Source organism: Alloalcanivorax gelatiniphagus (assembly GCF_005938655.1).
GTDB classification, from domain to species: Bacteria; Pseudomonadota; Gammaproteobacteria; order Pseudomonadales; family Alcanivoracaceae; genus Alloalcanivorax; species Alloalcanivorax gelatiniphagus.
In genome coordinates this window covers 142416-156105 of sequence record NZ_VCQT01000044.1, presented here as the reverse complement: position 1 = coordinate 156105, position 13690 = coordinate 142416, and the positions used below count along the sequence as shown (strand labels likewise).

The 13690-nt window shown below is 66.4% G+C and carries 14 protein-coding genes and 1 tRNA gene; 9 read left to right on the top strand and 6 right to left on the bottom strand.

Translation table 11 applies throughout. From position 1 onward, the window contains the following. Positions 1-4: 4 nt before the first annotated feature. A complete protein-coding gene (locus FGS76_RS14885; protein WP_205717274.1) occupies positions 5-613 on the top strand; it encodes a GNAT family N-acetyltransferase in 609 nt (202 codons plus the stop codon). Positions 614-827: 214 nt separating this feature from the next. Here FGS76_RS14885 and FGS76_RS14880 read toward each other — a convergent pair whose 3' ends face one another. Together FGS76_RS14880 and FGS76_RS14875 are read right to left on the bottom strand one after the other, a co-directional pair. Next, positions 828-1508 carry a class I SAM-dependent methyltransferase gene (locus tag FGS76_RS14880; protein WP_170214487.1) on the bottom strand — a complete coding sequence of 227 codons (681 nt, stop codon included), beginning with the start codon at positions 1506-1508 and terminating at the stop codon, positions 828-830. After that, positions 1505-2593 carry a lipase family alpha/beta hydrolase gene (locus FGS76_RS14875; RefSeq protein WP_240692553.1) on the bottom strand — a complete coding sequence of 363 codons (1089 nt, stop codon included), beginning with the start codon at positions 2591-2593 and terminating at the stop codon, positions 1505-1507. The genes FGS76_RS14880 and FGS76_RS14875 overlap by 4 nt, the downstream gene beginning before the upstream one ends. Before the next feature lie 243 nt (positions 2594-2836). Between FGS76_RS14875 and FGS76_RS14870 the strand changes: the two genes are divergently transcribed. The 7 genes from FGS76_RS14870 (at position 2837) to nfi (ending at position 7624) form a co-directional block, all read left to right on the top strand. Further along, positions 2837-3073, top strand: coding sequence for a hypothetical protein (locus tag FGS76_RS14870; RefSeq protein ID WP_138773429.1), 237 nt, complete (start codon positions 2837-2839; stop codon positions 3071-3073). Positions 3074-3405: 332 nt separating this feature from the next. Further along, entirely contained in the window at positions 3406-4008 is a 603-nt protein-coding gene (locus FGS76_RS14865) for a hypothetical protein (protein ID WP_138773428.1), read from the top strand. Beyond that, positions 4005-4580, top strand: a complete 576-nt coding sequence (locus FGS76_RS14860; RefSeq protein WP_138773427.1) for a hypothetical protein — start codon at positions 4005-4007, stop codon at positions 4578-4580. The genes FGS76_RS14865 and FGS76_RS14860 overlap by 4 nt, the downstream gene beginning before the upstream one ends. Positions 4581-4670: 90 nt before the next feature. Next, entirely contained in the window at positions 4671-4961 is a 291-nt protein-coding gene (locus FGS76_RS14855) for a hypothetical protein (RefSeq protein ID WP_138773426.1), read from the top strand. Further along, positions 4958-5212 (top strand): hypothetical protein, encoded by a 255-nt coding sequence (locus FGS76_RS14850; protein ID WP_138773425.1) that lies wholly within the window; start codon positions 4958-4960, stop codon positions 5210-5212. Before FGS76_RS14855 ends, FGS76_RS14850 begins: the two co-directional genes overlap by 4 nt. Next, a complete protein-coding gene (locus tag FGS76_RS14845; protein ID WP_138773424.1) occupies positions 5212-6777 on the top strand; it encodes a PepSY-associated TM helix domain-containing protein in 1566 nt (521 codons plus the stop codon). The genes FGS76_RS14850 and FGS76_RS14845 overlap by 1 nt, the downstream gene beginning before the upstream one ends. 73 nt (positions 6778-6850) lie before the next feature. Continuing rightward, positions 6851-7624, top strand: a complete 774-nt coding sequence (gene nfi / locus FGS76_RS14840) for a deoxyribonuclease V (RefSeq protein ID WP_138773423.1) — start codon at positions 6851-6853, stop codon at positions 7622-7624. 4 nt (positions 7625-7628) lie between these two features. Here the strand turns inward: nfi and FGS76_RS14835 are convergent, their stop codons facing one another. From FGS76_RS14835 to FGS76_RS14820, 4 genes are all read right to left on the bottom strand, one after another. Next, positions 7629-8486 carry a hypothetical protein gene (locus FGS76_RS14835; protein WP_138773422.1) on the bottom strand — a complete coding sequence of 286 codons (858 nt, stop codon included), beginning with the start codon at positions 8484-8486 and terminating at the stop codon, positions 7629-7631. A 169-nt stretch (positions 8487-8655) separates the two neighbouring features. Beyond that, entirely contained in the window at positions 8656-10026 is a 1371-nt protein-coding gene (locus tag FGS76_RS14830; protein WP_138773421.1) for a hypothetical protein, read from the bottom strand. Between the two features lie 605 nt (positions 10027-10631). Beyond that, positions 10632-12071 (bottom strand): pyruvate kinase, encoded by a 1440-nt coding sequence (gene pyk, locus FGS76_RS14825; RefSeq protein ID WP_138773420.1) that lies wholly within the window; start codon positions 12069-12071, stop codon positions 10632-10634. A gap of 315 nt (positions 12072-12386) precedes the next feature. After that, a tRNA-Arg gene (locus FGS76_RS14820) sits at positions 12387-12463 on the bottom strand. A gap of 405 nt (positions 12464-12868) precedes the next feature. Here FGS76_RS14820 and FGS76_RS14815 point away from each other — a divergent pair. Then, the gene (locus tag FGS76_RS14815) at positions 12869-13558 is read left to right on the top strand and encodes a response regulator transcription factor (protein ID WP_138773419.1); all 690 of its coding nucleotides are present in this window, start codon (positions 12869-12871) and stop codon (positions 13556-13558) included. Positions 13559-13690 lie beyond the last annotated feature (132 nt).

Genomic DNA, 13690 nt, shown 5'->3' with positions numbered 1-13690 from the left:
CATCATGTCGGCAGTGGAGATTCGGCCGGTCAGCGGCATCGCGGTGGAGCCCTGGCTGGATGAACTGGCGGACCTGCGCATTCGCGTGTTCCGCGACTACCCCTACCTGTACGACGGTTCACCGGTTTACGAGCGGGATTACCTGGACCGTTACGCCCGCTCCGAGCAGAGCCTGTTCGTGCTGGCCCTGGAATACAACCGTCTGATCGGCGCCGCCACGGCGCTGCCGCTGATGGACGCGGACCCGGAATTCCAGACCCCGTTCCGGGCCCACGGGCCGGCCCCGGAGCGGGTGTTCTATTTTGGCGAATCGGTGCTGTTGCCCGAGTATCGGGGCGAGGGCGTGGGCCATCGCTTCTTCGATCTGCGGGAACTGTACGCCCGCGATTTCGGCTTCGACTTCACCACGTTTTGCGCCGTGGTCCGCGACCATGACCATCCCCGGCGGCCCCGGGATTACCGGTCCCTGGAACCGTTCTGGCGCAAACGGGGCTACCAGGCCGAGCCGCGGCTGATCACCCGCTTCCCCTGGCGCGACCTGGGGGACGAGGAACAGACCGAAAAGACCATGCAGTTCTGGCTGCGGGATGTGACCGCCGTCGAGATTCCCTGATACATATTGAAAAAAAACGTCTCTCTAAGACGTTCGGCGCATGAAGAGCACGTGAAGGTCGGTCTACAGTCGGACCTTCGGAGGCCCTTTATGATGTGTTCCTACTGGCTGCGCCGCGTGGCGCGAGCCCTTTTGGTGATCGTGCCCGTGGCGCTGTTGGCGGTGCTGGCGGCCCTGCTGCTGGCCGGTTAACCGCCGGCGGGCACCGCCACGTTCACGCCGTTGCCGCCTCGGCCGGCGCCCCTTGCCGCTGCCCGGCTTTTCCCCGCCTCAGTAACGCCACCGGATTATCCAGCCAGACCACCTCCCAGCCGTCCCGGCGCGCCAGCCACTCAAAGGTGTGCGGCTGCCAGAAGCACACATGGGTGGGGTCCCGGCGATAGTGCCAGCGGGGGAAATGCCCGTCGTCCACCAGGAAGCGGGTCATCACCGCCAGCCAGCCTCCCGGCGCCACCAGGGTTTGAAAGCGCGCCCATTCCCGCTCCGGCTGATGCAGATGCTCAAGCACCTCGGTGCAGGTGACGAAATCGTACTGGTCCGCCAATACCGCCGGCTGGTCCGCGTAGATCGGGTCCCACAGGCGCATGGTGAAACCCGCTTCCTCCAGCATGCGGGCCAGCGCCGGGCCCGGCCCACAGCCGAAATCCAGCCCCCGGGCGCCGGCCGGCAGGCGGGCCGTCAGCGGCGCCGCCACCTGATCCAGAAAGCGCCGGTAGCCGGGGTCGTCCGGGTCGTTTTCGTGCAGGTCGTACTGCTGCTTCTCCTGGCTCCGGTCCGGCAGCTGGTCGCGGCTGAGAAACGTCAGCCGGCATTGCGGGCAGCGCAAATAGCGCCGCCCCTCCACGGTGGCGAACAGGTCGGCGCCGGCATGGCCACACAAACAGCAAAGGGTCATCGGGCGAGCAGCCACTCCTTGAGGCAGTCGTAGGTGCGCGGGTCTTCCAGCATGGCCATATGGCCGAGGCGGTGGAGCAGCCGGCGGGTCAGGTTGGCGGCGTCCGGGTAGAGCCGCTCGGCCAGGGCGCTGTCCACCCGCACCAGCCAGTCCCCCACCGGCGCGTCGTTGCCTTCCTCGCTGAGGCTGCCGGCCAGGAACAGCTGCTCGACCCGGTCGTCCAGAGGCACCTTCAGGCTGGGGCGGGGCTCGTCCAGGGGCCGGTCGCGCCACTGATCCTCCACCACATAGCCGAAACGCAGGTCACGAATACCGTCCGAGCGCAGATTGCCCAGCCGCATCAGCGGCCGGGAGTAAGGCGTCAGGCCGAGCAGGCGATTGGCCTGATTGCCCAGCCGCTCCAGCATGGCCCCCTGGTGGGGCGCCCCCAGGCAGGCCAGGTGGCTGACCTTGTCCACCCAGGCATCGCCCCGGGCGCGGCCCTGGTGCAGGGCGCTGCGCGCCACCAGGCCGCCCATGCTGTGGCCCACCAGCACCACCCGTTCCGGCAGGGCGGTGGCGGCCAGCAGATCGGCCAGGTCGCGGCCATTCTCGGAAATATGCAGCCCGGTGTTGTAACGCAGGGTGCGGGTATGGGCATCCAGGGCCGGGCCGGCCCAGCGCTGGAAGTCGCTGGCGGCGGGGTTGTCCCAGCAGCCCTCGTTGAGGCACAGGCCGTGCACCATCAGCACCAGGGTGCTCCGTTCCAGGGAGGGCGGGCCGGGCAGCATGGTCATGGGCAGCGCGTAGTGGCTGTCGCGGGCCGCCAGCAACTGACCGAACACGCCGTTGACGATGCTCTGCAGGTCCGGATGCCCGGCCGCCGGGGTTTCGCCTTGGGTGGCGTTTTGCAGCAGATGGACGGCGTTGCCGGCCTGCCGGAAGCCGTAGCGGATCATGTCATAGACCAGCGTGGCGGGCAGTCTGCCCCGGTTGAACGGATGCGCGATGGCGCCGTGCATTTCCTGCACGGTGTCGGTGATTTCCCCGCCAAGCAGGGTGGCCAGGCGGGCCAGCCCCCCCGAAGTCCGGCTGATTGTTTTCACTGCCGCTCCTTTCTTATTCACCGGATGCTTTTTCATCCGATTCTTATTCACCCGATCCCCTCTCGCCGGATCCGTTCTCACCCGATAATAGCAACACCGGACGCGAACACCTATCCACCAAGATCGCGGCGGAGCCTCCATCTTGTTCGTAAAATAGAGGAAAATCAAAGCGCCCGCCCTGTTCATCCGGCGCCGACGCGGATAGATTCCTTTCCAACGTCAACGACACGTCGAGGAGTGACTATGCGTACGTTCAGCAAAGGACTTGTGGTTCTTCTGTTTGGCACCATGCTTGGCCTGGCAGGCTGTGATCAGCAAGGTCCGATGGAAAAAGCCGGTGAAAAGGCGGATAACGCCGTTGATGAAGTCACCGGGCAGGGCCCGATGGAACAAGCAGGCGAAAATGTGGATGACGCCTGGGAAGATACCAAGGACGCCGGTAAGGAAATGGGCGAAGCCGTGGACGGCGACAACCAGTAAGGTTGTAGCCTGCTCCCGCCGCCAGGGACGGTGGCGCGCCGACCGCGATAAAATGGAAATGCGTCGCGCCGGGACAGCCGGTAAAAAAAGGACTCTCGCCATGGATGGCGAGCCAATCAGGACGATTGATAAAAGGCCGCTGGGGGTGAATCGCCCGGCGGCCTTTTTGCGTTCAGAGGGGCCCATGGCGAAGCCGATACATTCCACTACATCCGTTCACTCAAAATTGACTCATTGCTTCTTTGGTATGGCGCGGCAGGCTGGCTACAGTAGAAGGTCCGAGCCGGCGGCACCCGCCCCACCCGCCGAAGCAATCAACAAGGAGTCGTTCGATGGGTTCCCAGGTGAAATGGGCAGGTCCGAGGAAACGGACGTGTCTGGCCATTGAGGCGGTGGAGAACCGCATCGTGGCGCTTACCGAATACCTGCTGGTGTATCGTGCCGGCGCCGGCTCCCCCGGCCGGGGCCGCCACCAGAGAATCCGGGAATTGCGTCACGATATCGCCCGCCTGCGGGCCTGGGGCCAGTATTTGCGTGGCGCCGATCACCGCCCGCTGTGGTGGCGGCTGCTGCGGCGGCTGGGAACCTGGCTCGGTGGCGCCCGCCATGCCCGCCCCGGGCACCGCTGCGCGCGCCGCGCCGGCGTGCAGCGTCTCAGCGCCTACAGCGTGGTGGACCGGGCCTATGCCGCGCAGATGGAAGACTGCCAGGGGCGCCTGCTGACCCTGGGGTTGGCGGCGGGACCCTGGGTGGCGGATTTGCGGGCCAGCCGGGAACGCCTGCTGGCGGAGGTGGAGCTGTTGCGCGATGAACGCCGCCAGCTGGCCGAGGAAGCCGGCCGCGTGGCGGTGGTGTGCTGGGTGCTGAGCCGGACGGCCCGGGTGCGTGGCTGGCTGGGGTTCAGCGAGGGCAGTTCACGGATCATGGACCCGTGAGCGGCGAATCCGGGCACCCGCCGCTCCCGGCGGTCTTCACCCTGGCCGACCTCAAGCAGCAAATGGGCGGTGACGAACAGGCGGCCATGGATCTGGCCGGCCGCTGGCTGGACAGCGGCCAGGTGCGCCAGGTGGCGCCGCCCCGGCCGGTGTTTGTGCGGCTGAATGGCGCCGAACCGCCGGACGAGGCGCAGCTGTGCCTGGCACTGGCCCGTACTTTCCCCTCGGCGGTGGTGGTCGGCGGCTCGGCGCTGTGGCGCCAGGGCGTCAGCCATCAGCGTGACGCCCTGTTGCATTGCGCGGTGGCCGAGCCGGTGGACAACTGCGCCTTGCCCGGCGTGCGTTTGCACCGCCGCCCGGCCGGCTGGCTGGAGGCGGTATCCCGGGCCGACGGACTGCGCGGCCACGTCCATCAGCTGCCCATGCTCAGCGCGGAAATGGCGGTGGCCGACGCGGCCCTGTTCGCCGATGTGTGGGTGCCGGACCGGGAGCGCCTGGACCTGGACCGGCTGGCGGCGGAGGGCGTGGCCGCCGCCCAGGCGCAACTGGCCACGCTCGGCGACCACCTCTGATCCGTCCGATCCCCGGCGCCTCGATTGACCGGGCGGTGCCGGGCGCGTATAAATGCGAATAATTGTCAGTATCGTTATGTGCGCGCCATCATGCCTCTTCTTCTGCTCGCCGTGCAGCTCGGCGGCTGCTTTCTTCTGTATCTCTCCGACCGCCAGCAACGGGCGTTGTATCGCCCGTTGCCGCCGGCCGCCCGGCTCGCCGGTGGGGTGCTGGTGGCCGGCGCCGCCGCCGGCTGGGCCTGGCAACTGGGCATCGGCGTCGGGCTGTTCACGGCGCTGTGGGTGTTCGCCCTGGGGGCCATGGCCCCGGCGCTGATGGTCGGCCACTGGGTGGACGGCTACCGCCCCGGGCGCCGCCAGGGCGCGGGAGAGCGCCCATGAGAGGCCTGCTGGGCACCTTGCTGGGTCTGCCGCTGGCAATGATGCTGTGTGGCCTGCTGGCGGCGGCGGTGCCGGTGGACTGGCGCCAGTGGCTGGTGCCGCTGATGCTGCTGTCGCTGCTGGTCTGGGCGGCGTTGATCGTGCTGGCCGGGTTGGCTCGCACCCCCTGGCGGCTTGGCGCCGGTCTGCTGGTGGCCAACGGCCTGGCCTGGCTGTTGCTGCAAACCACCTCGCTGTATGGGGGAGCCTGATGCGCGCCGCGACCCTGAAACGGCACATCGACCTGCACGCCTGGGTGGGCATCCTGGCCGGCCTGGCGCTGTTCGTGGCGTTCTTCGCCGGTGCCCTGAACATGTTCCACCATGAGTTGCACCACTGGCAGGAGCCGGCCCATGACGACGCCGGCCCGGCCCGGGACGCCAGCCTGCAGGCCCTGCTCGACACGGTGCTCGCCAACCATCCCGAGGCCGGCCAAAGGATGTATCTGATTCCCGGTGACGACCCCTCGGCGATCTGGCGGGACACGGTGGACGGTGAGCCGGTGTGGCGCACCGAACACGCCGGCGACTTCAACGACGCCGGCGAGAACCTGGCGGTGGAAGGCTCCGGGCTGTCGGAATTCGTCAACCAACTGCACTACGAGCTGGCCCTGCCCAAGGTCGGTATCCACCTGATGGGCATCGTCTCGGTGCTGTATGGCGCCGCCCTGATCGGCGGCCTGTTGATCCACTGGTCCCGGCTGAAGAAGGAACTCTTCGCCCTCAAGCACCAGGGCAACCTGCGCCGCTACTGGAAGAACCTGCACAATCTGGTGGGCGTGCTCAGCTTTCCCTTCCATGTGATCTTCGCCTGGACCGGCGCCGCCATGTGCTGCGTGGCGTTGTTGGCGCTGGTAATGAGCGGCCTGGTGTTCGGCCCGCAATTCCAGAGCGCCTTCACCGAGGCCACGGAAGCCTGGCCCACCCCGGAGGCCAGCGGTAATCCGACAGCCATGGCCGGCGTGGACCGTTACCTGGCCCGGGCCGAACAGGCCCTGCCGGAGCTGGAGGTGGGCTGGATCGAGCTGCGGCAGTACGGCGATGAAAACGCGGTGGTGGACGTGGGCGGTTCGGTGCACGGCAACGTGGGCCATTACGCCCATGTGGTGATGCGCGGCGACGATGGCGCCCTGCTCACCACCACCGGGCCGGGCAACCGCACCCTCAACGACCGCTTCCTGGCGCCGGTCTATTCGTTGCACTTCGGCGACTACGGTGGCCTGTTGGTGCGTCTGCTGTATTTCGTGCTGGCGTTGCTGGGCTGTCTGCTGTTTTTCTCCGGCAACATCATGTGGTGCGAGCGGCGCACCGACCGCCAGGGCCCGAGCCGGGCCGCCGCCGTGATGCTGCGGCTGACCCTGGGCGTGACCTTTGGCGTGATCGCCGGCCTGGCGGTGAGCTTCCTGATCAGCAAGCCGGTGCTGTATTCGCCCTGGTCCGCCTGGACCGCCCCGGCGGAAAGAATCGCCTTCCTGGTGACCCTGTTGATCGCCCTGGCCGCCGCCTTCCGGGCGCCGCCGTTGACCACCGCCCGGCTGGGCCCGTTGCTGTGCGCGGGCCTGTACGGCCTGGCGCCGCTGGTGCAGGGGGCCTTCGAGGGCTTCGGTGGCTGGCGGGACCCGGACATTCTGCTGGTCAACGGCGCGCTCTGGGCGGTGGCCGCCAGCCTGCTGCTGGTGGCGGGGCTGAGGGGACGCCGCCAGCGGCGCGCGGCGCCCCACCCGTTGTGGACCGGCACGGCGCGGGCCGCCGCTGGTGCCGCCGCCGACCCGGCCTGACACCGGCCGCCGGGGCCGGTCCGGCCCCATGTTAGGCTGGCGTTTTGCTGCTGATAGCGAGAGGCCAACCATCATGAGCGCGGAACCGATAAGCGCTGAACAGTTGCAACGGGACTGGGCGGCGATCACGCCGGCCCGCGCCAAAGCCCTGCAGTTGGAGACCGCCCGGCAGGTGCGGCTGCAACCGGACCTGCCGACCCCGGCCACCGTGGCCGGGGTGGACGTGGGCTTCGAGAATCGTGACACCGCCCGCGCCGCCATCGTGGTGCTGCGCCATCGGGACCTGGAGCCGGTGGACTACGCCCTGGCCCGTCTGCCGGTGCGCTTTCCCTATGTGCCCGGCCTGCTGTCGTTCCGCGAGTGTCCGGTGATTCTCAAGGCCCTGGAACAACTGCAAACCCTCCCGGACGTGCTGCTGTGCGATGGCCACGGCGTGGCCCATCCGCGCCGGCTGGGCATTGCCGCGCACCTGGGCGTGCTTACCGGTCTGCCCACGGTGGGGGTGGCCAAGAAGAAGCTGTATGGCTGGCACGGGCCGGTGCCGGAAGGGCGCGGGGAATGGACCCCCCTTATGGCGGGCAGGGCAAGCGCCGGTAAGGCGAGTGCGGGAAAAGAAAACCAAGCTGGAGAAACCCTGGGCGCGGTGCTGCGCACCCGGCCCGGGTTCAAGCCGCTGTTCGTGTCACCGGGGCACCGGTTGGATCTGCAAGGGGCCCTGGATCTGGTGATGCACTGCACCACCCGTTACCGGCTGCCGGAAACCACCCGCTGGGCGGATGGCCTGGCGTCCAACCGGGGCCAGCGTTGGCTGGCCCGGCTGGAAGCGTTGCCCGGCGCCGGGGGGTAGCCGCTCAGGGCGCCAGGGACAGGCGGTGCTTGGGGCTCAGCGCGGTGCCGCTGACCGACTCCACCCGGGACAGGGTGGCGCCGACCCATTCGGCCACCCGCGCCTTGCCGACCACCTGGCCGGCCCGCCAGGCCACTACCTGACCGGTGGGCGAGCGCACCGCGCGGCCCGGCTCACGCACTTCCAGTTCAGTGCCTTCCGCCAGACCGTTAACGCGGCCGGCGGCGATGTACAGATCATCGCCCTCGCCCACGAACGGGCGGGCGGACCACTCCGCCGCCGCTACCTGGTTGCCCAGGCTCTCCAGCAGCCGGGCGGCGCCCTGGTCGTCATTGGCGACCCGCTCTTCCAGTTCCTTGTTCAGCGCGGTGTCCCAAACCCGTACCGAAGCCTGGCCGCCGCTGGCGGCGTCGATGCGTACCACCAGGCGCGCGCCGGGATAGACCGACAGCGCCGAGCGGCAGGCCTCGCTGGCCAGGTCATCGCAGCCGGGGGTGTTGTTGAGGGCGTCCTGGACCAGCCCCTTGGGCAGCACCAGCATGCCGTGCTCCGCGGCGCCGGCGGTCAGCGCCCGGGGCAGGGTGGCGTCCAGCCCGTCGTCGAGAGCGATGGCCACGTTCGCCAGGGGCGCGTCGCGGCGGGTAAAGCTGGGGGCCGTCTTGCCATCGTCGGCGGAACCGGCGCGATTGCCCCGTTCCCAGAACGGCGTGCCCCATTCTGCCTGCGGTGTATTGAGAGCGGTGGGGCTATCGACGATGTCCATGGCCTGCTTCGCCTCGGTGTCGGTAAGCGCGCAGCCGCTCAGGCCGAAAGCGGCGAGGGCGCCGGAAAGCAAAACGGTGCGGGAATTGAACTTGATCATGAAAGGGTTTCCGTATCAGAAGAACCGGTAGCGCGGACAAAAGAGTTTGGGCAAGGAAGGGAGGCCTTGTCCAGTACCGTAAGACGCTTCGAAAAAACGGATGCTGAAAAGAAAACGGGGCGACCAAGGTCGCCCCGTTTCCACGTCGGAAAGTGACAGCCCCGCGAACTTAGAAGTTCACGGTCATGTTCAGGCTGGCGGCTTTCACGTCTTCGTTGGCGAAGGTGCCGAGGCCACCACCGACCAGGTCGTTACCGGCCAGGGTGCCCACGTCGTTCTTCTCGATCATGCCCACGGACAGCCAGGTGCGCAGTGCTTTGTTGGCCTGGTAGGCGAACTGCAGGTCGTACACCATGCTGTCGTCGTCGTTGGTGCCGTTGTCGATGGACAGCTGGCCAACCGCGCCGGTAACGGAGAACTTCGGCGTGACGTTGAACTTGGCGCGAGCGATCAGCAGATCCTCGTCGAAGTCCTTCAGGCCCAGGGTGCCGCCCATGCGGTACATGCTGCTGGCGCTCTGGGTGGCTTCCGGGTTGGAGTTGATCAGGCTGGACCAGGTGTCGAAGCCGGGGGAGATCAGGCCGCCGTCACGGGTAGCAGCGTACTGCACGCCCAGATCAACCATGCCCAGGTTGGTGCCGAGGCGCAGGTAGGCGGACGGTGCGTCTTCCTGGAAGAAGCGATCGTCATTCGGGGCACCGGTTTCCACGTTGCCGTTGGTGAACAGGTTGAAGCCCACGGCCATGTCCAGTGCTTCGGTCAGGCTGCCGTCCAGGTAACCGGAGAACAGGGTGACGTTGGACAGGGGGTAGGCGTCCGGGTTGGAGCCGGGGTTACGCGCGCCTTCGTAGTTGTTGTACCACTGAACCCACAGGATGCCCGCGCTCCAGTCGCTGATCTTGGTGGTCAGACCCAGCAGGCTCATGTCGCCGTTATCCTGGTTGCGATAGCCGCTGGTGTCGGAGCGACGGTCGTAGCCCGCTACCACGCTGGTGGTCTTGCTGAACGGCTGAACCACCAGGATCCGGTCACGGCGGTCGTCACACACCAGGAAACAGTTGTTGTAGCTGGTGGCCTGACGGCCCACGCGGAATACGGTGTGGCCTACCGGAATCTGTACATAGCCCAGGTCCAGACGCACGTTGTCGCCACGGCTGGTGCTGTTGAAAGAGGGGTTCACGGCGCCGCCGTGGTTGTCGCCAGCCCAACGGTCACCGGCCACTTCCACACTGGTGTAGACGGAGATGCCGGTATCTTCGTCCAGGAAGTTGCCTTTGATGCGGATCAGGTGGCCGAAGCCGGTGTCGGTATCAGTGGTGCCGCCGTTTGCCTGGCCATCTTCATCGATCTGGTTGGCGAAGGCGGTGGCACGGTATTCCATGCCGAAATCGGTTTTCAGCGCCTGGGCTGCCGGAGACAGAGCGGTCATGGCACCGAACACGGTGGCCGCGCCGATGGCTTTGGTCAGTTTGGAAAGGCGGGGTTGGTCAGCACTGCTGTTCAGCGCTCCCGGAGCGTTTTTGGTCCACTTAAGTGCCATTGTTTTTGTCCTGTTCTTCGAAGTTTTGGTATTGCGAGGGCCGTAATCCGGTCATCCCTGGAACCGGCCACCACCCCCTGGGTGAAAGACCCGTTTCGGGCGATGAACGTAAACCCCTCTTTTATGTGCCCTTCCCAGGGCATCGTCTCCCGAGCGGACACGTTCGCGCTGAACAAGTCCACTAGACTTTCGGCGAAGGCCCCGAAAATACAGGCTTCACCCGGTCGTCACGAGCTATCTTAGAGCCCCTTTTGTCGGCGAAGCAATACTGTAAAGAACCAAAATACCGCGCGGTATGTAAGGGCCGTTGCCGTATTAAGAGCGTCTTTTGCACTTAATGTGCACAGCTGTTAACTATATGGGCCGGCTCCGGATCATTTGTTGGTAGACAGAAATTGCTGACGATGTTTCCGGGCCTTTGAGCCCCCCTGATTCCGCTATACAAGCGCTCTGGGCGATTTCGTGGAATGGAATACCGAAAAAAAGAAGAGAATCTTTTTTAAACAGAAAACAAGTGTTCACTCATTCAGGTTGGCATGGCGCGACCCCGGACAGCGGGGTCGGACCACGGGAAAAATGTTGCAAGATGTGTCGACCGGGAACCTTCACACCTGATCGACGGTGACGATTTTCAGGGTGTTGGTGCCGCCGCCCTGCCGCACCGCGTCGCCCTTGGTAAGAATCACCCGGTCCCGGGGCTCGATCAGGCCGGCCTCCAGCAGATGGGCGATGGCGGCCCGGTTGGCCTGGTCGGCGGGCAGGGTGGTGTCGAAGCGCAGCGGTTCCACGCCCCGGTAGAGGGCGACCCGCCGCAGGGTGCGCGGGTTGGGGGTGAACGCGAAGATCGGCAGCCCGGAGCGTACCCGGGACATCAGCAGCGCGGTGGTGCCGGTTTCGGTCATGGCGATGATGGCCCGCACCCCGTCCAGATGGTTGGCCACGTGCATGGCGGCCCGGGCAATGGCTTCATCGGTGCGCTCCATGGCATGTTCCAGCCGGTGCGCCGGCGGCCGGTTCTGGTAGGTGCGCTCGGCGCCGAGAATGATGCGGTCCATGGCCTGCACGGTGGCCACCGGGTAATCGCCCACGGCGGTTTCCGCCGACAGCATCACCGCGTCGGTGCCGTCGAGCACCGCGTTGGCCACGTCCGACACCTCGGCGCGGGTGGGCTGGGGGCTGTGGATCATCGACTCCATCATCTGCGTGGCGGTGATCACGAACCGGTCCAGGTCCCGGGCGCGGCGGATAATGTGCTTCTGCACCCCCACCAGTTCCGCGTCGCCGATTTCCACCGCCAGATCCCCCCGCGCCACCATGGCGCCGTCGGAGGCCTGGATCAGCGCATCCAGGGTGGCCGGGTCGGCCACCGCCTCGGCCCGCTCGATCTTGGCGACCATGGCGCCGTGGCCGCCGGCGTCCCGGTACAGGGCCCGGGCCTGGTGGATATCGTCCGCGTGGCGGGGAAAGGACAGCGCCAGGAAGTCCAGGTCCAGTTCGGCGGCCAGCACCAGGTCGCGCCGGTCCTTGTCGGTGATGGTCTCGGCGTTGAGGCCGCCGCCCAGCCGGTTGATGCCTTTATTATTGGACAGCTCGCCGCCCACCTTGACGCGGCAATGCACCCGCGTGTTCTCGATGGAGGTGACCTCCAGCTGTATCAGGCCGTCGTTGAGCAGCAGAACATCCCCTTCACGGCAGTCCTGCGCCAGGCCCGCATAGTCGGTGCCGACCACGCTGGCATCGCCGGCGTCCTTGTCCAGGGCGGTGTCGATGGCGAAGGCTTCGCCGACGCGCAGCCTGACCGGCCCGTCCCGGAACCGGGCCACGCGGATCTTCGGGCCCTGCAGGTCGCCCAGCAGGGCCACGGTGCGGCCCAGGGCCGCCGCCTGATCGCGCACCCGGGCGGCCACCGCGCGGTGGTCGTCGGCGCTACCATGGGAGAAGTTGAGGCGGAACACGTTGACCCCGGCGTCGATCAGCGCGGCGAGGGTGTCGGTATCGGAGGAGGCGGGGCCGAGGGTGGCGACGATTTTGGTGCGGCGGAACATGCGGTGGTTTCCCCGTGGGCGATGAACGGTGACGCTATTGTGGCAAAAAATGGTGACGGTTTGGTGGGTATGTAGGAGCGGCTTCAGCCGCGATGGGGAGGCGGGGTGCGGCCTGCCGTGGGCCGGTGGGAAGAGGCGTGGAGGAGAGGATTGATGGAAACGGCTTTTGGCCGTTTCCACCCCTGCGGGGCTTCGCGGCCTTTGGCCGCTCGTCGCCGACTCGCTTTTGAAGCGAGTTGGTCGAACCTGGAGAGGTCGATCCGACGGGCGTGCCAAATAAAAAGGGGCCACCCAAGCGGGTGGCCCCTTTTTATTTGGCACGCCCGAGAGGATTCGAACCTCTGACCTTTGCCTCCGGAGGGCAACGCTCTATCCAGCTGAGCTACGGGCGCAGAACTCTTTTTTATTTGCGTTTGGCGGTGGCAGCTTCACCGCCTGACGGCGCTTCGCGCCGTTAACGCTCCCCGACTTCGTCGGGTCCGGCCTCCCGCGCTGCATCGCGGGAGGCGCTTCGCCGGGCGGAAGCGGTGCTTCCGCTTGTCCGGCTACGCCCAGCTGAGCTACGGGCGCAGAACTCTTTTTTACTTGCGTTGGGCGGTGGCAGCTGCACCGCCTGACGGCGCATTGCGCCGTTAACGCTCCCCGACTTCGTCGGACCCCATCGAAGGGACGCGCATAATACCGGGTTGTGGCGGGGGAGTCCATGGACCGGTGGGGTTCGGGCATTTTACAATCTTTTCCCGCCAAGCGGCGGCGCTTTCGTTACCCTCAGGCGGCATAAGGATGGAGAACCAACGGTGCGTATTGCTTACCTAGAAGACGATCACGCCCAGGCCGAGCTGGTCACGCACTGGCTCAGAGAGGCCGGGCATACCTGCACGCATCTCTCCAGTGGGCGGGAGTTCATGAGCCTGCTGCGCAGGGATACCTTCGACTTACTGGTGCTTGATTGGGAAGTGCCCGACATGAGTGGCTACGCCGTACTTGGAGAAGTACGCGCCAGTGGCAACAAGACGCCGGTACTGTTCGCGACCCAGCGTGATGACGAATCCTCCATCGTCGGCGCGCTGAGCCAGGGGGCCGACGACTATATGGTTAAGCCTGTTAAACAAGCGGAACTGCTGGCTCGTCTGACCGCCCTGGGGCGCCGGGCGGGTGTGGCCGACATGGATGATCAAGGAATGATGACCGTGGGACCCTGGACGATCGATCGTGGTCGGCGCCAGATCTTCCTCGACGAAGAACCCGTCAAACTCACCGACAAGGACTACGAGCTCGCCTGCTATTTGTTTCAGAACGTGGGCAAGCTGATGTCCCGCGCCCACCTGCTGGAAAAGGTCTGGGGCATCATGACCCCGATCGAGTCGCGCACGGTGGACGTGCATATCAGCCGTATTCGTCGTAGTCTGCAAATCCGGCCCGAACGGGGCTATCGGATCAAAACGGTGTATCAGCACGGCTACCGCCTGGAACCGGTGGACGAATAGCCGCCACCGCCGGCGGGCCTGCCCCGTCCGGCCAGTCCGAGGTGCCTGTCTGGCCGGGCCGTCCGTTGATTGTCGATACCTCCCCGGAGCCGGGCATCCCCGCGCGCGCGGAGGGGCGAATAACAAATGTTT